Annotated in this window: 20 protein-coding genes; 12 read left to right on the top strand and 8 right to left on the bottom strand. The window is 55.3% G+C overall.

From position 1 onward, the window contains the following. Window positions 1-49: 49 nt before the first annotated feature. The 4 genes from JO972_RS00580 to JO972_RS00595 all read left to right on the top strand — a co-directional run bounded on the left by JO972_RS00580 (window position 50) and on the right by JO972_RS00595 (window position 6,554). On the top strand, window positions 50-1,399 hold the full coding sequence (locus JO972_RS00580; protein ID WP_309488042.1) for a class I SAM-dependent methyltransferase: 1,350 nt from the start codon (window positions 50-52) through the stop codon (window positions 1,397-1,399). 15 nt (window positions 1,400-1,414) lie between these two features. Then, the gene (locus JO972_RS00585; RefSeq protein ID WP_309488043.1) at window positions 1,415-4,078 is read left to right on the top strand and encodes an ATP-binding protein; all 2,664 of its coding nucleotides are present in this window, start codon (window positions 1,415-1,417) and stop codon (window positions 4,076-4,078) included. Window positions 4,079-4,176: 98 nt separating this feature from the next. Next, window positions 4,177-5,364, top strand: coding sequence for a response regulator (locus tag JO972_RS00590; protein ID WP_309488044.1), 1,188 nt, complete (start codon window positions 4,177-4,179; stop codon window positions 5,362-5,364). A gap of 20 nt (window positions 5,365-5,384) precedes the next feature. Next, complete coding sequence (locus tag JO972_RS00595) at window positions 5,385-6,554, top strand: OmpP1/FadL family transporter (protein ID WP_309488045.1); 1,170 nt, start codon at window positions 5,385-5,387, stop codon at window positions 6,552-6,554. Between the two features lie 84 nt (window positions 6,555-6,638). On the opposite strand, the gene JO972_RS00600 is transcribed toward JO972_RS00595, so the two are convergent. Further along, entirely contained in the window at window positions 6,639-6,869 is a 231-nt protein-coding gene (locus tag JO972_RS00600) for a hypothetical protein (protein WP_309488046.1), read from the bottom strand. A 99-nt stretch (window positions 6,870-6,968) separates the two neighbouring features. Here JO972_RS00600 and JO972_RS00605 point away from each other — a divergent pair, with 99 nt between their 5' ends. Further along, window positions 6,969-8,639 carry a 4-alpha-glucanotransferase gene (locus JO972_RS00605; protein WP_309488047.1) on the top strand — a complete coding sequence of 557 codons (1,671 nt, stop codon included), beginning with the start codon at window positions 6,969-6,971 and terminating at the stop codon, window positions 8,637-8,639. Here JO972_RS00605 and JO972_RS00610 read toward each other — a convergent pair. The 4 genes from JO972_RS00610 to prfB form a co-directional block, all read right to left on the bottom strand. Beyond that, window positions 8,636-9,274, bottom strand: coding sequence for a phosphopantothenoylcysteine decarboxylase (locus JO972_RS00610; protein ID WP_309488048.1), 639 nt, complete (start codon window positions 9,272-9,274; stop codon window positions 8,636-8,638). The genes JO972_RS00605 and JO972_RS00610 overlap by 4 nt on opposite strands. 10 nt (window positions 9,275-9,284) lie before the next feature. Next, on the bottom strand, window positions 9,285-9,815 hold the full coding sequence (locus tag JO972_RS00615; RefSeq protein ID WP_309488049.1) for a flavoprotein: 531 nt from the start codon (window positions 9,813-9,815) through the stop codon (window positions 9,285-9,287). A gap of 3 nt (window positions 9,816-9,818) precedes the next feature. Next, window positions 9,819-10,424, bottom strand: a complete 606-nt coding sequence (gmk, locus tag JO972_RS00620; protein ID WP_309488050.1) for a guanylate kinase — start codon at window positions 10,422-10,424, stop codon at window positions 9,819-9,821. 40 nt (window positions 10,425-10,464) lie between these two features. After that, window positions 10,465-11,584, bottom strand: a protein-coding gene (gene prfB, locus JO972_RS00625; protein WP_425498264.1) for a peptide chain release factor 2 whose coding sequence is annotated in 2 segments (ribosomal slippage) — window positions 10,465-11,505 and window positions 11,507-11,584 — 1,119 coding nt in all. Because the reading frame shifts where the segments join, the coding sequence is not laid out codon by codon here. A gap of 123 nt (window positions 11,585-11,707) precedes the next feature. Here prfB and recO point away from each other — a divergent pair. After that, window positions 11,708-12,241: a DNA repair protein RecO gene (gene recO, locus JO972_RS00630; protein ID WP_309488051.1), complete on the top strand. Its 534-nt coding sequence runs from the start codon at window positions 11,708-11,710 to the stop codon at window positions 12,239-12,241. Between the two features lie 11 nt (window positions 12,242-12,252). Beyond that, the gene (locus JO972_RS00635) at window positions 12,253-13,269 is read left to right on the top strand and encodes a tetratricopeptide repeat protein (RefSeq protein ID WP_309488052.1); all 1,017 of its coding nucleotides are present in this window, start codon (window positions 12,253-12,255) and stop codon (window positions 13,267-13,269) included. A gap of 35 nt (window positions 13,270-13,304) precedes the next feature. On the opposite strand, the gene JO972_RS00640 is transcribed toward JO972_RS00635, so the two are convergent. From JO972_RS00640 to JO972_RS00650, 3 genes are all read right to left on the bottom strand, one after another. After that, window positions 13,305-14,060: a hypothetical protein gene (locus JO972_RS00640; RefSeq protein WP_309488053.1), complete on the bottom strand. Its 756-nt coding sequence runs from the start codon at window positions 14,058-14,060 to the stop codon at window positions 13,305-13,307. Window positions 14,061-14,080: 20 nt separating this feature from the next. Beyond that, window positions 14,081-15,370, bottom strand: a complete 1,290-nt coding sequence (locus JO972_RS00645; protein ID WP_309488054.1) for an aminopeptidase P N-terminal domain-containing protein — start codon at window positions 15,368-15,370, stop codon at window positions 14,081-14,083. A 78-nt stretch (window positions 15,371-15,448) separates the two neighbouring features. Further along, on the bottom strand, window positions 15,449-16,303 hold the full coding sequence (locus tag JO972_RS00650) for an NAD(+)/NADH kinase (RefSeq protein ID WP_309488055.1): 855 nt from the start codon (window positions 16,301-16,303) through the stop codon (window positions 15,449-15,451). A 247-nt stretch (window positions 16,304-16,550) separates the two neighbouring features. On the opposite strand from JO972_RS00650, the gene JO972_RS00655 reads away from it, so the two are divergent. The 5 genes from JO972_RS00655 to JO972_RS00675 all read left to right on the top strand — a co-directional run bounded on the left by JO972_RS00655 (window position 16,551) and on the right by JO972_RS00675 (window position 24,263). Beyond that, complete coding sequence (locus JO972_RS00655) at window positions 16,551-17,162, top strand: thioredoxin family protein (protein WP_309488056.1); 612 nt, start codon at window positions 16,551-16,553, stop codon at window positions 17,160-17,162. A gap of 18 nt (window positions 17,163-17,180) precedes the next feature. Beyond that, window positions 17,181-17,852 carry a hypothetical protein gene (locus JO972_RS00660; RefSeq protein WP_309488057.1) on the top strand — a complete coding sequence of 224 codons (672 nt, stop codon included), beginning with the start codon at window positions 17,181-17,183 and terminating at the stop codon, window positions 17,850-17,852. Window positions 17,853-17,939: 87 nt separating this feature from the next. After that, complete coding sequence (gene ileS, locus JO972_RS00665) at window positions 17,940-20,681, top strand: isoleucine--tRNA ligase (protein ID WP_309488058.1); 2,742 nt, start codon at window positions 17,940-17,942, stop codon at window positions 20,679-20,681. A gap of 17 nt (window positions 20,682-20,698) precedes the next feature. Next, the gene (locus JO972_RS00670; protein WP_309488059.1) at window positions 20,699-21,334 is read left to right on the top strand and encodes a signal peptidase II; all 636 of its coding nucleotides are present in this window, start codon (window positions 20,699-20,701) and stop codon (window positions 21,332-21,334) included. A gap of 85 nt (window positions 21,335-21,419) precedes the next feature. Further along, a complete protein-coding gene (locus JO972_RS00675) occupies window positions 21,420-24,263 on the top strand; it encodes a DUF2339 domain-containing protein (protein ID WP_309488060.1) in 2,844 nt (947 codons plus the stop codon). Window positions 24,264-24,344 lie beyond the last annotated feature (81 nt).

Consider the following 24,344-nt stretch of genomic DNA (forward strand, 5'->3'; position numbering starts at 1 on the left):
CCAAGGCTACACTCTCAATGCTACGATTCTGAGGCTACGCCGATATTCCGTGTCATTTGAAATCTACAATCCTTACAGTATTGTTCAGCTTTCTGAAGTACTCAAGGATTTCAAGATTAGACTCAACGGGCGTCTGATCTATGAAGGACAAGCTGTGGTTTCCGGTTTGGTGAATACTGGTGTGCTGCTGGTTTGTGAGGTGACCCTAGCCGGAGGTTGGAAGGATGTTGATTTCTTGGCGCAGTCCCAAGAAGGAGGGTCGCTGGTGACGCAGTTTGATGATTTTGTAGATGATTGGAACCGGGCACACCAGGTGTCCTCCGATTTTAAAATCAACGTCGCGGATATGCAGAACTTGATGATCGGAGTGAAGCGCTGGCTAGAGCAGATCGACTTGGGGATTCGCTCTACCGATACCGAGGATAAAGATGGTCTGGAAAAGCAGGTGATTTCTGAAATCGAGGAACGGATGATGCAGGAGGTCAATCCCCTGATGAGTGACTTTGAAGCATCTACGCGAAAAGTTTCCTTGGCGGATCAGCCGGCGCACAAGTTCTACGTTCGTCGGCATATGCATCCGCTGATGCTTTGCTCGCCATTTGCATATCGAGCTTTTAGCAAGCCTTTGGGGTATGCCGGTGATTATGAAATGGTGAATATGATGCTTCGGGATCCCTACGAGGGTGGCACCCTGTTTGCCAAAATGTTGAACCGGACGTTCCTCAGCATCGATCCTGTGCAAGCGCACCGGAACCGGATTGATTACCTGGTTGAAAACCTCAAGAGTGAAGCTCAGAAAGCTGTGAGCGAAGGGCGTCGACTCAAGGTGCTTAACCTTGGCTGTGGACCGGCACAGGAAATTCAACGCTTTGTCAAAAATGAGGAAATTAGTGATCAGTGTGACTTCACGCTTCTCGACTTTAACAAGGAGACTCTCGACTACACCCACGGTCTTCTCGCTAAGATGAAATACGAGATGGGCCGTGGCACCAATTTCAAGATGATCGAACGTTCCGTGCACCAGTTACTCAAGCAAGCGAGCAAAGGGGACGTCGATATGGACTGGGAATCGTATGATATGGTCTACTGTGCGGGGCTTTTTGATTACCTCTCACAGAAGGTCTGCAAGCGTTTGGTGGAGCTCTTTACCAAGCTGATCCGCCCCGGCGGAATGCTAATCACCACGAATGTTGCGTCGACGAACCCTCGTATCGGGTGGATGGAATATGTTGTCGAATGGAACTTGATTTATCGTAACGATTGGGAGATGCTCGATCTCATCCCGCTCGACGGAACCATTCTCCAAACTGATCTCAAACGAGATGCAACCGGCGTCAACCTGTTCTTGGAAATACGCAAGGTGGCGATGGATCCAATTTTCAAACCGACGAGTTTGTAATGGGCGATCAGTATCATGACTGATTCCATCAAAGATTTAAGATCACTGTATCGTAAGTCCCGGCGATTTGCCCGGCGGAAAAATTGTCGCCAAGCAGCTATCTTTGGTGCCGTCTTCATGATGGTGGGGGGCTGTTTGGATGCGGTGGTGTATCCTGAGCTATTGGTTAACTTTCTGCTCTACCGTGTGCTCGCGGCAGCGTTGTTGATCATTTTCGGTATGGGAGTTACCCAGGTTAGATCAGATGCTCTGGCTCGAGTAATCGTTCATATCGTGGGGATCGTTCCTCTGGCATGCATGAGTTTAATGATTGCTCAAGCCGACGGAGCAGCATCCTCTTACTATGCGGGGTTGAACCTAGTGCTGATGGGCGCCACGCTCTTGCTTAGGTGGTCGGCCGCAGACAGTGCGATCAACATGCTGTTCTGTCTGGTCTTTTACGGCATGGCGGTTTTCAGCTACGGCAATACTTGGCGTGAGGCTTATGTCCCTGGCTACTTTATCTTTGTCACTGGAGCGATTGCTTGCGCCGGAACTTACTTTTTCAACCAAGGCCGTTTTCGCGAGTTTTGTCTATCGAAGGATGTTCAGGATGCCAAAGACCAGTTGGAGCAGAGCTATAAGCAGCTGCAGGCGATGGATGAGACCAAGTCTCGGTTTTTCGCCAACATCAGTCATGAACTGAGAACGCCATTGACTCTGATACTTGGCCCGGCTGAGAACCTTCGCTCCAATCAGAAATATGCCAAGGATGTGGGTTTTCTGGAACACCTGGACACCATCGAGGATAACGCGCTTAGACTGCTGCGTTTGATCAATGACATTCTTGATTTGGTTAAACTGGATAGCGACGAAGCGCCACCTCGTCCGGAGGCTGTGAACGTGAAGGAGTTCATCAGCACGTTGAGCAACCATCTTAAGGCGATTGCCGCGTTGAAAAGCATCGAGATTTCCTACACCAGCCACTGCGATCAGCAGGAGATGGTCTGGCTTGATCGTGATCGCTTGGAGAAAATCGTCCTGAATTTGGCGGTGAATGCGGTGAAGTTCACCGAGCCAGGAGGGGCGATCAAATTGGGAGCACATACCTCAAATGGTGTTCTGCAACTCATTGTGGAAGACACTGGCGAGGGAATGTCTTCCGAGGAACTCGATAGTATTTTTGTTCGTTTTTGGCAGGCTGACATGTCAGCAAGACGTAGGCACCGTGGAGCCGGAATTGGCTTGGCTTTGGTCAAAAGTTTGACGGATAGCATGCAGGGCAAGATTAGCGTGCAGTCTGAGGTGAAAAAAGGAACAACCTTCAGTGTGAGCATCCCTGCACCGATGCCTGAAGCTGGAGTATTGGTGGAACCCAAACAAAATGCCAGCGATGTGCTCGAGCGGTTCAACGAGAAAGCCCGTCTCAGTGGTGCCGCCTCAATGGACGAGGTGTTACCGGATGGTGGTGCTGCACTGAAAGTGCTCGCTAAGAAACCTAAGGTTGAAGGGCAGAAGCCACGGGTCCTTGTGGCTGATGATGAGGATGCCATGCGCCATTTCATCGCTCGCCAGCTGGATGACTACGAAGTGGTGGGGGCCCGCGACGGAGACGAAGCGTGGACGCTCGTGCAAACGGAGCCTCTGGACCTGATTGTTCTCGATCTGATGATGCCAGGCATGGATGGTATCGAAGTGACCACCCGGATTCGGAGCTTTGCCGCCACGGCACGCATCCCTATAATCCTGGTAACAGCGCAGGCGAGTGAAGAGCCTCGACTGAAGGCTCTCGAGGCGGGGGTGAATGATTTCATCGCCAAACCGTTCTCCATCGTGGAATTACGTGTCAGGGTGAAAAACCTCCTGGCAAGCAGCGCCTTCGAGGTGAAGCTCGCCGAAAATAAGGTCAACCTTGAGAAAGCCTACAAGCAGCTGCAGGAGCAACGATCGATCCTCGTGCAAACCGAAAAGCTCTCTTCGCTAGGACGGATGAGTGCCGGTATCGTGCATGAGGTCAATAACCCTCTTAATTATGCCAAGACGGCTCTGCATGCTCTCAAATCGTTTGAACGGCAGATCTCAGACGTTGATCGAGAGGACTACCTTGAAGTTCTGGGAGATGCCCAAGAAGGCGTAAATCGCGTGATCGGAATCGTCAGTGATCTGAGATCGTTCACCAGGGGGGATGCCGTTAGCCGCTCCAGCGTTTTGATCAAGAACACGATTGAGAGTGCTCGCCGCTTAAGCAGTGCGACCCTCTCTGGAGTGCACTTCGAGGTCAGCGCACCCGACAATCTCGAAGTCATCGGTCACGACGGACAGCTCTGCCAGTTGTTCATGAACTTGTTCCAGAATGCAGTGCGCGCGATTCAAGTGCGTGGCCCGGAGGGGGACGCTCCCCGGATCTCTGTGGTTGCAGGCCCGTCGATCGATGGGGGGCATGTCATTGTTAAGGTCAGAGATAATGGCTGCGGTATTTCGAGAGAGGATATTGAGCGAATGTTCGAGCCGTTTTTCACCAAGAACGATGTCGGCGAGGGCATGGGGCTCGGTTTGAGCATCTGTCACCGCATTATCCGACAGCATGAAGCGCTGATTGATGTGCAGTCCGAGGTGGGAGTGTTCACAGAGATAGCAATCCGCTTCAAAGGTGTTCCAAAAACGTCTAAGAATGAAAATTTACAGCTCGGCGCTGTTTGAAACAGTATTTAATATAAATGTTAATAATTAGCTAACATTAGATATAAATAAGCTTGTAGTATGTGTATTTTCAGATAAAAGGCGGAAGACGCACCGATATGACTGAATCACCTAATAAAGAGCACCTGATCTTATTCGTCGATGACGAGGAAAAAACTCGTAAGTATTTCGCCAGACTTTTTGGTCAAAATTTTGAGGTGCTTGTGGCTGAGGACGGCGTCCAAGCCTTGGAAATTTTCCGTGAGAATATGGATCGGATCGGTGTGGTGGTGACTGACCAACGCATGCCGAACATGACAGGCTCCCAGCTGCTTGAAAAAGTGGCGGAAATGAAGCCCACCTGTATCCGTATTCTTTCCACGGCCTATGCCGACGTCGATGCCGCTGTGGATTCGGTCAACAAAGGCGGCATTTACCGCTACGTCACCAAGCCTTGGGAGGTCAATGATCTCGAGATGACCTTGAACCGGGCCATGGAACGCTATGTTCTGGAAAAGGAACGCGGCACACTTTTAAAACAGAAGCTCTCCAGTGTGGAGATGCTGGCATCCTCAGACCGGGTGCTTTCCATCGCCACGATCGCGGTGATTGGTCACCCAGGCTTACGCCACGTCGGTCAGGCCCTGACTGCCCTCGTGCAGCTCGCGGAAGTGGGTGGCTCTGAGGATTCTGATGAAGCACCACTGGACCAAGCACTGAACTGGCGCGAACTCTATGGTCGCCACCTGTCTTATCTCCGTTCCATCCACCAAGGTTTGACCCGTGATAAGCTGAAAGGCTTTGAGCTGGATTACAGTCGCACGGTCGCTGTGGGCGATGTCATGGGCCCATTGGTCGGTGGCAATGGCTACTTCGAATGGCTACGCGGTGAACCTTCAACCACTGGCTGGCCTGGACCAGCTGAAACCATGGCGGCTGAAATCAGCACTCTGCTGATGGCTCTGGAAGCGGTGATGCGCGATGCGGGTATTCTTCTGGTCTCTGAAATTCAGGGTGGCATTGAGTTCCGTCTGTCGTCCCGTTTGCTGGCGAGAAATCTGGAACCTCTGAGAACTGCGACCAAGGACGCACCATCTACGGAGTGCTTGGCCCTGGCCTCCTCGCTGTTCCGCCTGGCTGATGCTGGCGCTTTCTTCGAAGTGGTGCCGGAAGAAGGTAGAGACATGATTCGTTTCAAGGTCACCTTCGACCCAACGCGAAACCCCGACACGGGTGTCGCTGGTTGGGATTCGCTCATGGCCGCGTTGACTGGCAATGACGTCTTCTGGGCACGCTACGGCGGCTAAGGCATTCATCCCTTACATTTATGCACACAAAAAACCTCGCTGCTTTTACAGCGTTATCACTGATGTCACCTGCCGCGATTCTTGCGGACGGTTTTCACCTGGCTGGTCAATCTCCCGAAGCGGTTGGTAAAGGCAACGCATTTGTTGCCACGGCCAATACTGCAGCCGCTGTTTATTACAATGCAGCTGGCCTGACCCAGATCGATTCATCCTCTGTCCAAGTAGGATTTTACAGCATTTCCCTAGGGATCGAGGCCGATGTGGCTGGTGGCAAATACGATCTCGAACGTGAGGTCCAGTTCACCCCGCAGATTTACTCAGCTTTCCGACTCAATGAAAAGGCGGTGCTTGGCTTCGGCTTGAACTCACCCTTTGGTCTGGCTTCCGAGTGGGAAGACAACACCAGCTTCAGAAGCACCGCGACCACATCGGAGCTGAAATACGCCACCTTCTGGGCGGTGGCAGGCTATGAAGTCACCGACACCCTGTCCGTGGGGGGCGGTATCGGGATTCACCATGCTGATATGGACCTGCGCCGTGGCATTTTCGCACCCGGTGATGAATTTGGTTTCAATGGCGATGATCAAGGTCTGTCGTGGACGCTCAGTGTGCTCTGGCAGCCGCATGAGAAACACTCGTTCGGTGCTGTCTATCGCAGCAAGACCGACTTCACCTTCGAAGGTGAGTCCGAGGCCGCTCCCTATGCCCCAGCCGAGAATGCCGAGCTGGATCTCACTACTCCGGCCACTTTTGCGGTGGGCTATTCCTATCGACCCAATCAGTGTTGGAACTTCGAAGTCAATGTCGAGTGGGTGGACTGGGATGAACTTGGCACACTGACCCTGGAGCAAGACTCCGGTGACCTCGCCATCCCCTTCGAGTGGGAAGATTCCTTCATCTATTCCATCGGTGCCGAGTATGACTTTGGCAATGGTTACCTTGGGCGTATTGGTTACAACTACATCGAAAGTGCCCAGCCAGACGAATACTACAACCCGGGTGTTGGCGATGCCGACCGTCACTGGCTGACCTGCGGTATCGGCTACAAGGGCGAGAGCTGGTCGTGGGATGCTGCCTATCAGTATGCCTTCTCCGATCGTGAGGTCGACTCTGCGCTCGATCCTGCTGTCAACGGCGACTACAAGTCACGTTTCCACTCGCTCAGCCTGACGGCTCGTTACGATTTCTAACTGATAGCAGCGAACTAATTTACCAAAGCAAAAAACCAGAGTCGTTTCCGGCTCTGGTTTTTTTGTGCAGTGGCTGCGGGTTTGTTAATAGCCGCCCAGGCCGTAACCTTGGCTGCTCTGCATGTATTTTGGTCCGACTGTTGAGCCGGGTCCTTTTTTCTCGGCTGCCGACATGATGTCTTGGTCCATTTCCTTTTGCACAGTGGGGTCCGGAGCGCCACAGGAGGCGCAGATAAGGGAAAGGCCAATGGCGAGGGCGGGGAGGCCCATGGCTGCGAGTTGACTTGGGGTGATTTTGAGGGGCGTTGTTTTCATAACAGCTTAAGCATGATATCACGATTGATGCAGATCAAGAGGTAAATCGAGACAGCCTTTGTGATTGCCATCCGCTGCTGCGCTGCGTCTTATCGTGGTATGCCAGATTCCGCGATGAAGCGACTCCGTCGACTTGGACTGTTGTTGCCTGTGTTTTCTCTCCGAAGGGACCACGATTTGGGGATCGGGGATACTCTGGCACTGCGTCAGGCGGTCGATTGGGCTGCCGCTCACCACGTTGGCTTTTTACAGCTCCTACCTATCAATGAAACGGGAGCTGACAGCAGCCCATACAATGCCATCAGCTCGGTGGCCCTTGATCCGGTGCTCATCGCCATGGAGTTGATCCCAGAGATTGATTCCGCCGTCATTGAGTCAGAATCGAGAGCTTTTCAGGAATCGGCATTGGTCGATTATCCCCCGACCGGTGCCGCCAAGTGGCGACTGCTCAAGCGTGGTTACCAAATCTATCAAGCCACCGAAAAACAGGACCCCGAGTTCGATGCTTTCTGTCAGGCGGAGCAAGATTGGCTGGTGCCGTATACCAAATACCGTTGGTTGATGGAGCAGGCCGGCACCGAGGAGTGGGACCTCTGGCCCGAGGCCTATAACAGCGCGGAAAAAGCGGAACGCTGGCTGGCACAGCAAGCAGGTGCTGAGCAGGGGATGCGTTTTTACGCTTGGGTGCAATGGCATGCATTTAGTCAGTGGCGTGAGCTACGAGAGTATGCGGCAGAGCGTGATGTGAAGCTGATGGGGGACATTCCCATCGGGATTTCCTATTCCAGTGCGGATGTGTTTTTTGAGCCACAGTGGTTTGATCTTAGCCTCTCCGGTGGCTCGCCGCCTGAAAAGGTGTTCAAAGAAGATGCCTTTGCCTGCCAGTGGGGGCAGAACTGGGGTGTGCCGATCTACAACTGGAAGGCGCTGAGAAAAGATAACTTCTCATGGTGGCGCCGCCGGATTGAGAAACTCACCGATGTGTTTCACATTTTTCGCATCGATCACATTCTCGGCTTTTACCGGATTTTCAGTTTCCCCTGGCGCCCGAACCGCAATGCCGAGTTCTTGGGCTTGAGTAAGCCCAAGGCGAAAAAACTCACCGGAGGGAGACTGCCGAAATTTCACCCCTTTCCGGATGACACGGTGGCGCACAAAAAGAGTAACCTCGCAGCTGGGGATGAATACTTGAAGATGGTGTTAGAGGCAGCTGGCGATAGCGAAGTGGTGGGGGAAGATCTCGGCTGTGTGCCGGATTATGTTCGCCCTCATTTGGCCAAGCTAGGCATTGCCGGCTTTAAAATTTGCCACTGGGAAGAGGCTGCCAAAGGGAAGGCTGTGCCGGGCAGTGAGTATCCAGAATGTTCTTTCGCCACATACGCGACTCATGATCACGAATCCATTCCCGCCTTGTGGAATACTTTGGTGGGGATGCTGGATGGTCCGGATCGTAAGGGGGCGCTGGAAGGTTTGACCCTGCTCAGCGACTTCGCCGGTTTGCCGAAAGGCAAGGATGCCAAGGTTTATGGGCACTATGACCCTGTGATCAAGTGGGCGCTATTCGAGAGCTTGTTCCAAAGCCGCTCCAACTACGCCGCGATCATGATCACGGACCTCATTAATAGCTGCAAGCGGATCAATATTCCAGGCACGGTGGGTGGTGAAAATTGGCGCTATCGTTTGCCGTGGGAACTGGCTGACATGCCAGAAGCTCTGCAGGTGGAATGCCGACGGATGAGTGAACTCATCCACTTGAGCCAGCGCGATTAGTCGTGCGGCGCGAGGGCCATGGACTTTTCCAGAATGATCTGTCCCAAGTGCTCTTTCGAGTGCTTCTCAAGCGGCTCGGTGTGCTCCGGGTAGACGAGCAGGATTTCGTTGTCATTGGAATCAAAACCAATGTCCTGGCGCGCCACATCATTGGCGATCACCAGGTCACAGCCTTTGCGTTGTAATTTGCCGCGCGCATTGTCTTCCAAGTTCTCCGTCTCTGCGGCAAAGCCGATCAGTGCGCCGTGGAAACCAAATTCTTTCCGGGCCGATCCCAAAATGTCTGGGTTGCGCACCAGCTCGAGGGTCATGGTGTCGCCGGTTTTCTTGATTTTCTGATCGGGCACAGCGGCAGGTCGGTAGTCGGCCACAGCCGCGGCAAAAATAGCGACATCCGCTTTCTTGATCCAATGCTGAACAGCCTCAAACATTTCCTGCGTGCTCTCCACGGGGATGTAATCAACCCGATGCGGCACGTCGATCTGAGTGGGGCCGGAGATGAGGATGACCCGGTGTCCTGCCTCCGCCGCGGCATCGGCGATGGCGTAACCCATTTTTCCAGACGATCTGTTGGTCAGGAAACGGACGGGATCGATGGCCTCGCGTGTGGGGCCGGCGGTGATGAGAATGGTCATGACGTGCGTGTTATCCCAGTTCCTCCGCCTTGGCGATGATGGCGGATTCGGTCATTAGGCGACCCGGGCCGGAGTAGCCGCAGGCGAGCATTCCTTCGTCCTCGGGGCCGATGAATTCACAGCCGTCGGTGACCAGCTGCTGGACATTGCGCTGCGTCGCCGGGTGCTGCCACATCTTGCCATTCATCGCCGGAGCGATCAGCACTTTCGCGCGGGTAGCGAGGTAGATGCTGGAGAGTGGATCGGGTGCCAGGCCGTTGGCAAAGTTGCCCAAGGTGTCGGCACTGCAGGGGGCGACCAAGAGCAGATCGGCTCGATCGGCGAGGTCGATGTGGCCAGGTTTCCACGCCTGCTTTTCATCCTCCAAGGAAACCAGAACCGGGTTCCGAGAGATTACCTGCAGCGTCAGCGGGGTGATGAATTCGGTGGCCGCCTGGGTCATCACCACGTGAACCTCGTGGCCATTTTTAACGAGCTGCGAGGCGATTCCCGCAGCCTTGTAGGCGGCGATGGATCCGGTGATGCCGAGGATGATGGTCATGATTTAAGCTTCTGGGGTGAGACGGGAAATACGCAGACGTTCGGCTTCGAGTAAGGCCTTGAAGCGGGAGTAATCTTCTTCTCTGGTGCGGGAAATCAGGCGGTAGGTGTATTTCGGCCAGTGGCTCATTTCCTCGATGGCATTGGTCATGCGGAGCTCGATGACATCGGCGGCATCGGTTCCCCGGCCCGTCAGGCGGGCGCGAAGTTCTTCCTCGCTGGGTGGCATCACAAAGAGCTCGACCAGGGCATTGCGGATGTTGGCCTCCGGGCAGGCGCGGACGAGGTCGGCGCCCTGGACATCGATGTCCATCACCACATCGGTGCCGGCGGTGACGTGATCGATGACCTCGGACTTCAAGGTGCCGTAGAGATTGCCGTGCACTTCCGCGTGCTCGATGAACTGATCGGCGGCGATGCGCTTTTCGAAGTCTTCGCGACTGAGGAAGTGGTAATCGTGGCCATCGACTTCACCCTCGCGGGCGGGGCGGGTGGTGCAGGAGGTGGAGTAGACCGCTTCACCTTCGTCGGCAAGACGGCGGCAGAGGGTGGTTTTGCCCGAGCCTGACGGTCCGGATACTAACAGAATGATACCAGTGCGGTGGTGCATCGTTTTTCGGTGGGAATGGATGAGATGGAAATGGGATGGGTTAAGAGCCGCGGGTTTTCCCCTTCAGCATGGCCTCGATGAAGGCGTCGAGCTCACCGTCCATGACGGCGGAGATGTTGCCTGTTTCCTGACCGGTGCGCAAGTCTTTGACCATTTGGTAGGGTTGGAAAACATAGGAGCGGATCTGGCTGCCCCAGCCGATTTCTCCCTTGGCGGAGTATTCGCGATCGGCTTCGGCGCGCTGTTTGTCTTCCTCGATCTGGTAGAGTTTTGCACGCAGTAGCGCCCAGGCATTTTCGCGGTTGCGCAGCTGGGAGCGTTCCTGGGTGGAGCGAATGACGATGCCGGTGGGTTTGTGTTTTAAGATCACGGCGGTTTCCACCTTGTTGACATTCTGACCTCCAGCGCCTCCCGAACGGGCGGTGTTGATCTCCACATCGGAGTCGGGGATGTCGATGACGATGTCGTTGGAAATCTCCGGGGTGACATCGATGGCGCAGAAGGATGTGTGGCGTTTTCCGGCGGCATCGAAGGGGGAAATGCGCACCAAGCGATGCACGCCTCGTTCGTTCTTGAGGTAGCCGTAAGCGTGTGGGCCGTCGATTTTCAACGAGGCAGCCCGGCAGCCTGCGCCATCGCCGTCTTGGTAATCGACGCTGGTTACGGTGAACCCCTTGGATTCTGCCCAGCGGGTGTACATGCGCAGCAGCATTTCCGCCCAGTCGCAGGCTTCGGTGCCACCCGCTCCCGCCTGGATGTTGAGATAGGCGTTGGCGGAGTCGGTGGGTTTATCGAGCAGGGTGAGTAGCTCGAACTTCTCCAGCTCCTTGATGATGGCGTGATAGTCGTTGTTCGCCTCGCGGGCGAATTCCATGTCGTCGGTTTCCTTCGCCAGTTCAATCACCTCGTCGAGGTTGCCGGCGCGTTCTTCGAGGTCGAGGAAGGGATGGAGGCGGCCTTTGAGTAAGTTGGCCTGGCCGACCGTTGACTGGGCTTTTTCAGGATCGTCCCAGAAGTTCGACTGGGTCATGGTCTTGTCGAAATCCGCGAGTTGGCTCTGCAGGGATTCGACGTCAAAGATACCTCCTGAGTTCGGACAGGCGGCTTTTCAAAGCCCCGGTGTCCAGCGCCAGGAGGTCAGCGATATTGTGTTCACTCATACGCGCCGAGTGATAGCGGGAATCCGGCAGATTGAAATGCTGAATCGCAAGAAATCCTGCGTGATTGCCACACGGCTCTTCACGCGCACGGGGATTCGTGGTTCATTGACGTCAGCACCAGCTATGGAAAACACCACCGGCATCATCATCCGCCTGACCAAACTGACCGAGAGCAGCCTGATCGTGCACTGGTGCACCGAACAACACGGCCTGATCAAAACGGTGGCCAAGGGGGCGCGCCGACCGAAAAGTGCCTTCGCTGGAAAAGTCGATTTATTCTTCGAGGCCGATCTCAACTGGGTGCGTAGTCGCAAGGGGGAGCTGCACACGCTGCGGGAGCTGTCGGTCACGGATTACCGTGAGGGGTTGCGGAAACGTTATGCCGACACCGTGGTGGCCTCTTATTTCGGCGAACTACTGGCTCACGTGGTCGAGCTGGATCACCCGGTGCCTGAGTTGTTTGATCTGCTGCGGCGCGGACTGGGCTATCTCAGCGAGCAGGGCGCTGATAAGCGTGCTGTTCTGCACTACGAAAAAGAACTGGCGAGGCTGATGGGTGTGGGGCAGGGGCGCACAGGGGCGGCGATGGCACTTGAGCAGGCGTTCGGTAGCTTGCCGCGGTCACGCGAGGCTTGTCTGCAGGCCACGGGCGGGTGACTTGGCGGGCCTTGAGAGGTCGATATTTCGGATGTCCTAAGGGGGTGTATTTCGCTGGTCAGCGGCTGGGTTGTGGTGTTTATTTTCCCCGCGTTGTGGTTACATCGCATCTTCCTCCACGTCAAAAATCTATGGAATCTGGTACAGCGAATTTACTGAACATGCTTCAGGCCCGAGTGCGAAAGCTCTGCGAAGAAGGGAACTGGAACGAGGCCATGCACTCGGCCACTGCTGGTGTGGATAAAGCACGGGCTGCATTGGGATCGGATCTTGAAAGTCGCGAGGCCCTGGCGATCTCTCTCGAGGTCCAGGCTGATTTTTTGCGCCAGTATGGAAAATTGGAAGAGTCCCGTCAGGCCTACCTTGAGGCTTTGGAGTTACTCGGTGAAACTGATGGTGATCACACCGAGCAAAAAGCACGCATCAGTGCCAGTGTTGCTGTGGTTTATGATAGCGATGGCAACGAGGAAGAGGCGATTCGATTTTACGAACGCGGGGTAGACCTCTTTGAACGCATGACTCCACCCGCATTGTTAGATGTTGCCGATTTATGCAATAACTTGGCCTACATTTACAAAACGCGCGGAGACTTCGATGAGGCAGAGAGCCTGTATCTCAAGGCTCTCCAAATTTGCCACGAACATTTGGGCCCTAATGATGAAGAAACGGCTGCCATTTGTAACAATGTGGGGGCTTTGTATCTCGCTGCAGGCTATTACGAGCAGGCTCGCGAGATGCAAATGATGGCGCTGGAAGCTCGCCGAGTAACCTTTGGTGAGGATCACGTTGAGACGGCTCAATCGCACGCAAACCTGGCTCTTTCCCTCTGCGAGACGGATGAGTTAGAGGAGGCCAAAGAGCACTTCGTTACCGCGCTCAGTATTTACGAAAAACAACTTTCCGAAGCCCCGATGGATTACGCCACCGTATCATCAAACTATGCTGAGTTTCTGCGTGCAAATGACGACGAAAAAGGAGCCGCTAACATCGAGAAACGAGCGGGTAAGAAACTGAAAAAAGTTTCTTAACAAGCGGGTTTTAAAAGCCTTGGTATCTCGCCAGGTTATAAATGGGTGGGGAATGGCTCGTTGCGTAGCCACTTGATGAGCACAGCGTCATCGGCACAGATGTTTCCGACTACTCGGTAGTTAGAGGCCTGGATGGAATAGGCATCGTCCTGGTTTTCATCGACCACACGCCTGAGGACACCGCCAGAGTGAAGGAACTGAAGCCCTTGTTCGTTGTGAACGAGAAAGCCGACGTGTTTATCCAGTCCGATGATGTAGATGCCGTGTTCCTTCTCGCGCATTGACTGCATGAAGTCCTCGTAATCCATGCCGACCCGGATGCTGAGTTTCTTACGGGGCAGGAAGGTAAGTAAGATATTCTGCGACGGTTGCTGCGCGAGGCGGATGCGCTGAACTTCAAATCCAGAGTCTCGCATGATGGTGGAAACGTAGTAACCACATGCCACCTTGCCGCCACCGGGGGCACTGGCTGTGCCGTTAAAATCCCACGGCGTGCCCAGCCAGCAGCGCATCAGTGAGGGCATGGTGAGTTCTAACAATGAACGCGCGCTGGCGAGCACTTCTTTGCGTTCAGCCTCGGTGCTGGCTTGCTGATATTGCCGTGAGAGTTTCTCGCGATGAAACCGAATCTCTTCCACCGTGACGGCATAGGTTTCCGGATCGGGGATGGGGGCTGGTTTCTCGCTTTCGGCGCGCTGCAGATAGAGCGGCGAGGACGGGGTGGTGAGGAAATAGATCACGCCCCCGGCCAGGGCAGAAAAGATTAGTAGGAAGAAAATCAGGAAGCGCATCTGGGCCGGAGCGTAAAATGTTAGGCATTCATCAAGGCCTCGATCTCATCGGCTTCGATGGGGATGTTGGCCATGAGGTCGACGTTGCCATGCTCTTCGATGACGACGTCATTTTCCAGTCGGACGCCGATATTTTCCTCTCGGATGTAGATGCCTGGCTCGATGGTGAACACCATGCCGACGGCAAAGGGCTCTTCGACCGGGCAGATATCGTGCACATCGAGACCGAGGTGATGGGATGTGCCGTGCATGAAATACTTTTTCACCAGAGGTCTGCTGGCGTCCTGCTTGGCGGCCTCCGCGGCATCGATCAGGCCTAGATGGATCAGTTCTTCCTCCATGAAGCAAGTGACTTGCTTTTGATACTCGGTGGGGAGCATACCGGGACGCAGGATTTCATTCGCCTTGCGCAGCACACGGAGCACGGCGTTGTAGACTGCCCTTTGGCGGTCAGTGAACTTGCCGTTCACGGGGATGGTCCGGGTCATGTCGGCATTCCAATTGCCATACTCGGCGGCGACATCCATAAGCAGCAGGTCGCCATCCTCGCAGACGTCTTGATTTTCCAGATAGTGCAGCACGCAGGCGTTCTTGCCGCTGCCAATAATCGGGCTGTAGGCGAAACCTCGGGATTTTCTGCGGAGAAATTCGTGCATGTATTCAGCCTCGACTTCCCACTCACCCACACCGGGTTGGACGAACCCCAGGATTCGGCGGAAGCCGGCTTCGGTGATGTCGCAGGCCTGCTGCAGCATCTTGATTTCCTCGGCGTCCTTGATAATGCGCAGCTGGCGCATCAGCGGGGAGAGTCGCTCATACTTGTGGAGCGGATAGTGGCTTTGGCATTGTTTGAGAAAACGGGCGTCTCGTGTTTGCACCGACACCGGCGGGCGCAGGTATTCGTTAGTATTCAGGTAGACATATTCCGACTGCTGGATGAGGCGGTGAAGGTAGAGCTCGAACTGATCGACCCATTGGACGTTCTCGATGCCCGATAGTGCCGACGCCTGCTCTTTGCTTAATTTGTTGCCTTCCCAGATGGCGATCTGCTCGTTGGTTTCGCGGATGAAGAGGATTTCGCGATCCTTCTTATTCTTCGCATCGGGGAATAGCAGGAGGACGCTTTCTTCCTGATCAATGCCGCAGAGGTAGTAGAGGTCGGTATTTTGCTTCAAGAGCATCGTGCCGTCCGCATTGGTCGGCATGATGTCGTTGGAGTGTAAAATGGCGACGCTGTTGTCCTTGAGTTTGGCGGTTAGGCGGGCGCGATTGCGGACAAAAAGTTGGGCATCGGCAGGATCGTATCTCATACCTCAATCTCAGCGAACATTCGCCCGGCCTGCAATCACAAAGGCCCGGGGAGCAGGCATTCGGGCTTAAAAAAGGCGCTAATTTTGCCCCCAGCCAAGTTTCTGGCGAAGGGTGGCGTAAAATGTCTGACCTTCCAACCGAAGAAGGGGGAGTGCGTGGCCAGCTTGCTCGACGCAAATCCGGCTGCCTTGATTGATTTCCACAACCTCGCGACCGTCCACGGTGAACAGCATGGGGCACTCGGCGTCTTTTGCGGGAGCGAGTTCGACCACTGAGCTGTCCGATACCACTAGTGAGCGGTTGCTCAGGCTGTGAGGGCAAATCGGAGTGATCACAAAAACATCGGCATTGGGCGCAATCAAGGGGCCTCCGGCGGAGAGCGAGTAGGCGGTGGAACCGGTGGTGGTGGCCACAATGAGACCATCGGCGCGGTAGTGGTTCAGAAGTTCTCCATCTACCCAGGCGTCTAACGAGACCAAGCGGCCTGTCTGGCCACGTGCCAGGGTGATCTCATTGAGCGCCCGAAAGCTTTGCTCGGTGCCATCGGCGGAGCGCACATAAGCGCGCAACTGCATGCGCTTGATCAAGGTGTAGCGTTTGTTAGCCACAGCATCGGCAAAGACATCTAACTCGGTGTCCGTGCAGGTGGTGAGGAAGCCCAGGGTGCCTATGTTAATTCCTGCCACGGGGATGTTTGCCGGTCCCAGCTGATTGGCGGCATTCAGCATGGTGCCGTCGCCGCCCAGCACGGCCACCACATCACAGGTATCAGCAAAGGTCGCTGCATCTTGGCCTCCATCCGATTGAATGATGTCCGCAGTCACGGTTTCCAGCACCGGGGTGATTTTGACTTTTTCCAAGGCCTTGCAAAGCGCCCGAATCGTCTTTTCTGCGCCTGATTTCCTAGGGTTTGCAATGATGCCAACTTTCATCGCCACGGATAGTGAACTTAATCATTCAAAGTTACAATAGAAACAGAGTCATCAGGGTAACAAAGATGAGTGGGGCGCTGGCGGAGCGAGAAATGTCGGCTAGGTTTTCGTCCGAGGTTCCTCATCAGACGGCTCAGTGAGAGCTCGTTCGGGGGGTAGGTCTTAGTTTCTAATGGCAAGCGAGTTGTTCCCGCTATCCGAGCATTCACGTCTTGCTATTGTTAGCGGCGAGTGATATTACACATTTATGAAGCGTTTTGCCGGAAGTAAGCGTCCCCAACTGGGGCTGCTGATGAACCTCAGCATCGCCTGCGCCATGATGAGCGTGACTTCCTGCGATAAAGTCGTCGATCTCAAGGATAAAGCCATGGGTGCCTTGGATCAGGTGAAGGAGAAAAGCGGTCTCAGTTTGGCCTCCGTTGACGAGAAAGAGGGGCTGGAAATCATCAATGAGGAGGCGCGCCTGGTAGTGGTCGAGTTCTACACCGACAGCTGTGGTCCGTGCAAAGCCATCGCTCCCACGCTGGAGCGCCTCGCTGAAAGCAACGCCGAGCAGGTGAGAATTATCAAGGTGGATGCCAATGACGAACGCGCTTGGGCAACTCGTGAAAAGATCAGAGCTGTGCCGACTTTCCAATTCTATCGAGGCGGCAAAAAACTCGCGCAATTCTCCGGAGCTCCATCCGAGGCTGAGTTGCAGAAGAAAATCGATGTCTGCGTAGCTTCGTCCGAAGGATCCAATGCTCAATCTCTCGTTAATGAGGGCTCGTCGGGTTCTGCCGATAGCAGTGGAACCGTCCAGCCGGTTATTCAGCGCATGCCGGACGATTGGTTGCCTGCCGGCGTGACTCGCGAATAAAACTTTTCCCTTCCTGACATGACCATTCAATCATCCATCGCCTTGTTGCTGATTTCGATCACGCTGCCGTTGATCAGCTCTTGTGATCAAGTGGATCAGCTGGTGAATAAATTCAAAACCGAAGAGGCCAAAGCGACCATTTCGGAAGAGGAGCTGGCTAAGTCCGATGCTGCTGCCGCGAAGTATTTGGAAATCCTCGAGCGAGTTCCCGTCATTCTTTCCAAAGTAAACGGTGAGAAGTCTGCCTTCCATGCCAGAAAACAACTGGACGAAGTGGCCCATGAAATTGATCAGGTGGTGCTCGATTTGGTGGAGCTCGATGGAGCGCCAACCACTTTGCTCAGCACCGACCTTTCTGCGGGCTCTCATTCCGGATCCTCGAACTCGTCCTCTGATGATGGGATCATGGCCACGCGCAAGACTCCCACCATCGCCGGCGCCATTCACTGGCACATTCGCGAGGAAAACCAGGAAGCCTACAAGCAGCGCGCCATGCGAGTTGCCCAGCGTATCCAGTCGCACATTCATCGCATCGCCAAAGCCACCGATCGTTCACCTGTGGCCTTTGACGTGGTGATGGACGGGGTGTTGACCATGGCCTCGACCCGGAAGAATACCGGTAGCTCTAGCTATCCTGGTGTTTCCCCGATGCCTGAAGGCTGGATGCCGCTTGGTTTATCGGAAGAATAGGCTGGCGATCCAGATTTTCGCAGCAGGCGGACTAAGTAAGCGATTGACCGCCAGCCCCGAAGTGTCTAGCGTCCGCCGCCTTAGATTATGAGTGCGGACGAGTCCAAAAATCAGCCCGATTACAAGGCCACCCTGAGCCTTCCTGAAACGAGTTTCCCTATGCGCGGAGATCTCGTGAAAAACGAACCAAAACGTCTCGAGCGTTGGAATCAGGAGAACCTATACCAGCGCATTCAACAGCGTCGCAAGGACTCCTCCTCGCCTCGCTTCCTGCTTCACGACGGCCCTCCATTTGCCAATGGTGATGTCCACATGGGCACCGCACTGAACAAGGTGCTCAAGGATCTGGTGCTGAAGTCGAAAACCATGGCTGGCTTCGAGACTCCCTACATTCCCGGCTGGGACTGCCACGGTCTGCCGATCGAATTCAAAGTCATGCAGGACGCCCGCGATGAGGAACCTGCGGAAATCCGCCGCCGCTGCGAAGAGTTTGCCCGCGGCTGGATCGATACCCAAAAAGCATCCTTCAGACGCCTCGGTGTGCTGGGCGATTGGGAAAACCCCTACCTCACTCTGGACCCGGCTTACGAGTCGGACATCATCCGCACCTTCGCCACCATGGTGGAAAAAGGCCTGGTCTATCAGTCGCAGAAACCCGTGCAGTGGTCCTACGGAGCCAAGACCGCACTGGCTGAAGCTGAGGTTGAGTATCAGGATAAAAAATCCATCGCCATCTTCGTGAAGTTCGATCTGGTAGCGAACGACAAACTGCCCGCCGACACCTCCTTTGCCATCTGGACCACCACACCGTGGACGCTTCCGGCTAACCTCGGTATCGCGGTGCACGAGCGCTTCAATTACGTGGTCGGACGCTTCACCAAGGAAGACACCCCAGACCAGAATATCATCATCGTCCGCGAGCTGCTGGAAGAATTTCAGAAGAAAACCGGCCTGACCCTTGCGCAGGAAATCGCCGAGATCAAAGGAGCGGAACTCGAAGGGCTTGAAGCCCAACATCCCTTCCTGGATCGCACCTCCAAGGTGATTCTGGCTCCCTTCGTCACCACCGATACCGGAACCGGCGCGGTGCACATCGCCCCCGGTCACGGTGCGGACGATTACTCCGTCGGAATGCAAAACGGCCTAGCCGTGCTTTCGCCGGTGGACGACGATGGTCGCTTCACGGAAGAAGTGGGCGTGCCTGAACTGGTGGGCCTCCATGTGATGGAGAAAAATGAAGGCAACGTCGGCGTGCTGCGACTTCTCGCAGCCAAAGGTGCTTTGTTAGGCAAGGAAACCTACGCTCACTCCTACCCGCACTGCTGGAGATCGAAGACGCCGATCATTTTCCGCGCCGTCGAACAGTTCTTCATCCGCATCGATGACCTGCGTAAGAAAGCGCTCAGTGAGATCGATGAGACCACCTGGCTTCCTGCCTGGGGCCGGAACCGTATTTTTGGCACCGTCGAGGCTCGGCCCGACTGGTGCATCTCCCGTCAGCGCACCTGGGGAGTTCCGCTTCCTGTGTTCTTCGATAAAGACGGAGAGGTCATTCTCGATGCTGAGATCTCGCGCAAGGTCGCGGACCTGGTGGAAGAAGAAGGCACCAATATCTGGTTCGAGCTTTCGGACGCCGAACTCGCTGCCCGTTTGGGACTGCCCGAGGGAGCGACCAAGTGCCGCGATACTCTCGACGTCTGGATCGATTCCGGCAGCTCCCACGTTGCGGTGATGGATCGTCATCCTGAACTTTCCTGCCCAGCTGACCTCTATCTTGAAGCGACCGATCAGCACCGTGGCTGGTTCCAGAGCAGCCTGATGCTCAGCGTGGCAGTGCGCGACAAGGCACCTTACAAATCCGTGCTGACTCACGGTTTTGTGGTCGATAAAGATGGTGGCAAGATTTCCAAGTCCGCCGCCAAGGCCAAGGGGAAACCTACCGATGCCGCGCACTTCTACAACAAGTATGGTGCGGACATCGTGCGCCTCTGGGTGTCGTCGGTCGATTGGCAAACGGAAGTTCCCTTCGGTGAAGATCTGTTCAAGCAAATCGCCGATCCTTATCGCCGTCTGCGCAACACCTTGCGTATTTTGTTAGGCAATATCAATGGCTTCGACCCCGCCAGCCAATCCGTGTCCAAAGCGGACATGACGGTGTTGGATCGCTGGGTGCTGGAGCGCTTGAACGAAGTGATTGCCGAGTGCCGTAACGACTACGAAAGCTATCAGTTCCGCAAGGTGTTCAATCAGATCAACCAGTTCTGTGCCAATGAGCTGAGTGCGCTCTATATCGATATCACCAAGGACCGCATGTATTGTGACGGGCTAGATTCCACGCGTCGCCTGGCTGCCCAGACGGTGATGTATCGCGTTTTCGATTCCATCGTGCGCCTGATGGCTCCCATCCTGGCCTTCACGGCGGATGAAGCTTGGGAACATGCTGGTAATGAAGGCAGCGTGCACGAGCAGGATTTCCCTGAGGTCGATGCCGAGTTTGCTCCTGGTGAAGCGATCGAAACAGTCAATGCCTTGCTGGAAATCCGCGCTGTCATCCAGACCGCGATCGAAGAGCAGGTGCAGGCGAAGGCCTTCAATAAAAACAACGAGGCAGATGTCACCCTGACGCTGCCAGCCGATCACCCATGTGCGGAGCTGTTGAATGACCGTGATTTTGTCACCGAGTTCTTCATTCTTTCCAAGCTCACCGTCGAAAACGGAGCGGAAATTACCGCCACTGCGAAGGCGACGGATCACGGCATGTGCCCACGCTGTCGCCGCTACGAGCCACTGGTCACCGACCTGTGCCAGCGTTGTAGTGAGGTTGTTTAATTGTGATTCCCGAGACCATGTCCACCACTCCGACCAAAGCGAGAATGATCCGGCTTGTGCTGCTGATCTCACTGCCGCTCTACATTCTTGATCAGATCACCAAGTGGTGGACGGTGATGAACTTCAAGCTCCCCTTCGTAGTTATCGAGGGGCAGAAATATGCCGTGCCGGAAGACACCCGGCCGGTGATTGAAGGCTTTTTCAATCTGGTCCGACGCCATAACCAAGGGGTCGCCTTTGGCATTGGCAATGGCACCACCTGGGCCCCGGTCGTCTTTCTTTTTGTCCTGGTCATCGCCCTCGCGGGGATCACTTATTTCTGGAAAAAGGGAGCCTTCACCGGTCCGGCAAAGTGGGCACCCCCCTTGCTGATCTCGGGGATTATTGGAAACCTGACCGATCGCTTGTTCCAAGGTTTCTGGCTGGAACCCTACAAGGATGCCAGCTTCATGGAGCGTCTGGGGCAGGGCTATGTGGTCGATTTCCTCGACTTCAAGATCCCGGGTTTTGAGAAAATCATGCCCTCAAGCGGCGGTCACTGGCCCGCCTTCAATGTGGCTGACAGCTGCATCACCACCGCCGCCGTCCTGCTGTTCTGCACCGCGCTGTTAGAAGCGTGGAAGGAATTTAAGGAGAAAAAGGCGAAGGCCTAAGGGGGGGGGCATACCATCGACTGAGTCAATGCTCCTGAAGCGATAATCAATGCTTCAGCTCGGGGGATTGTGATAGGCTGATCGTATGGATCAGGACTTTCGCGATCGATTGGACAAGCTGGTGACCCGGCAGGCAGAGATGCAGTCTCAGCTGAAGCGTCTGGGCAGAGAGAGTGAGCGGATGGATGCTGACATTCGGCAGGTGTCTGAGGCATTGTGGAAGGAGGAAAAAGCATCCGCCAAGAACCTAGATCAGCTGAAAAAGTCGATCGCGGACGAGAGGAAGCAGCCCAAGCTGCCAGCTCCACCACCTCTTCCTCGGAAAAGTGCAGCGCTGCAGGGTGCGAAAGACGACGGCAAAAAGCCGAAGCGTGCGACTCCATCGCCGCTAAAAGCCACGGCGCTAGCCCAGCCATCATCCGCTCAGAAGAGTGTCCGAAAACCAGCCTTCAACAGCGGTGAGTGGGAGTTGAATTTTGGCAAGATCTGGCTGGTTCGGATCGGGGTGCTATTACTGCTCACGGGGCTGATTTTCCTGAGCACCTATGCGTATAAAAACTGGCTGTTCAATGCCGGAGCAGGAGCCAAGGTGGCATTTTTCATGATCATCTCGTTAAGTCTGACCAGTCTGGGGATGTGGCTGGAGAGGAAGAAAAAGCGTTTTCTCCACTACGGGCGGGTGGTGGCGTCGGGTGGCCTGGCGGCCGGCTATTACACGATTTATGCCTCACATTTCACCCCTTCGCTGAAGCTCATCGATAGCACGATCCTCGTGGGCTTTCTGCTTACCATCTGGGCGGCGATGATGTTGGCTTACGCGGTGTGGAAACGATCGCGAGTCGTCGCGGTGATGGACATCGGTCTCGCCTTCTACGGCACCATCGTGAATCCCGCCGGATGGCTCTCGTTATTTTCCGCGCTGCTTTTGTCGGCCGCCGGTATCGGGCTGATGTTGCGGTTCAAGTGGATTGTCATCGGCATCGGCACGATGATTGCGGCCTACATCGCACATGCATTCTGGCTCGGTGGGTATTATCCACAGCAGGCGCAGGAGTCGGTGCGGATTACTTATTTGCTGAGTTACTGGCTGCTTTTCACCGTAGCTCTGACTCTACCTGCCGCGAAATCTTTGGAGGCAAAAATCCAGCGGATGTTCTGCGCGATCAACAATGGCGCGGCGTGGACTTTGACCGTGTTCTTGATTCCGTCCTTCACGCCTCATGCCCAGATCGGCTGGATCAGTCTGGGCGTGGGAACCCTGTGGCTAGGACTGGCCGTGGTCGCGCGGCGAGGGGCAATTTGGCATCGCTCACTGACATCGATTTTTGCCTATCAGGGGATCTTCATCGCCAGTTTGGGAATCCTGATCGAGGCCACCGGCTACACGCGTTTCTTGGTGTTCGCGGTTGAGGCCTGTGTGCTGTTAGCCGGGGCGCGTCGTTTCGGTGGTTCACTGACACGTGTCTTGTCGGTGTTGATGTATTTCTGCGCCTTGGTGACCGCTGTGCCAGCTGTGACTGGAGGGGCCATCGCGCCATGGCTGAGCTACGCCGCGCTGGCTCTGGTGAGTGCGGTCTACACCGCCATGGTGAACCATGATTTGGCGAAGGGGGCGTCAGAGGCAGAGGGACACCATCTTCTGTCCTTGCTGCCGGCATTGATGACTTGGGCGATCCTCGGCTTCGGCGTGTTTGATCGTCTACCCCTCGCTGTGGGCATCAATGCCATGTGGCTCACCGTGACAGCAGTGATGAGTCTTTTTTTCCTGCTGAAAAAACCAAGATGGATCGCAGACCTCGCGACCATGTCAGTGATCGTGGCCTTTGCCGGCGTCGGGAGCTTTCTCTATGGGCTCGGTTCTCTGCCGGTGGCGGGGGCGTTGCTTCCGCTCCTCGGAATCGCTTCGTTCTGGTGGATGGCGCCTGCACTGAGTCAGGCTTGGGCGGATCTTGCCGAGAACAAGACGACCGATGCCGAAGTCCACAATGGGGCGTTCGAGTGGGTGTTCAGTTGTCTCTTTTGGCTGTCGCTGACGATGACTGTCAACGAGCAACTGGTGAGTAGTCGATGGTGGCTGCTGCTTGGTGGCGCGTTGGCTCTGGTCGGTCACGGTGGTGCCGAGCTCACCAAGCGCCGGAGCTTCGGTGTGCCGCCGTTGCTGTTGCACATTGGAAGCATTTTACTGCTCGTTGTCGTGGGCACGCGGGAATCGGCGCTCGGCTGGGCGACGGTTGCCTTACTGTTGGCGCATTTGGCATGGGTGGATGCGCGCAGGAACGCGGTGGCCCGGGGCTGGCTGAAAATGGGCCTGTCGTTTGCGCTCACTGTGGCAGCCAGCGTGCATGCTTTTCAAGGTTTCGATCGACCGGACATCGCGCTGACGATGCTGGGGCTCGGGATGATGTTCTGGGCGTGGCAGCGGAAGGATGTGATTTTTGCCACGACTGGGGGATTGCTGCCCTTGGCGATTGCCTGCGTCACAGCCATCACCCTTCACCCTGGTCAGGACTGGATGAGATACTTGCCGATCGGTGCCGCCCTTGGCTGCCATGCGCTGCTCTGGTTGGGCAGCGAGGATGATGTCTCCTGGAAACCTCTTCGCGTTCTCTTGCTGAGTGCGGGGATCGGGGCTCTGGTGATTGCCGCGTCTTTCCATGTGCACCTCAGTTTCCATGGGGCTGGCATGGCGATTTGTTGGGCTCTGCTGGCGATGGCGTTATTCTGCGCGGGGCTGGCGCTGCGCTGTCGCCCTTACCGACTGATCGGTCTGTTCTGGCTCGCCGCCGCAGTGGCGCACGTGGTGTTGATTGATGTCTTGAGGATGGAAACCGTCGGTCGTATTCTCAGCTTCATCACACTTGGACTCGTGCTGCTAGGGCTGGGTTTCCTCTACAACCGCTACCAAGAAACAATCCGTAAATTTCTCTGACTGATAGGTGGGGGCGTCCCTTGGAGAAAATGAACCCCGCCGAATGGGAAGGGGGCTTTCTAGCAGCTCGGCAGAGATACG

Origin of the sequence: Oceaniferula flava (assembly GCF_016811075.1) — a bacterium.
Taxonomy (GTDB): Bacteria; Verrucomicrobiota; Verrucomicrobiia; order Verrucomicrobiales; family Akkermansiaceae; genus Oceaniferula; species Oceaniferula flava.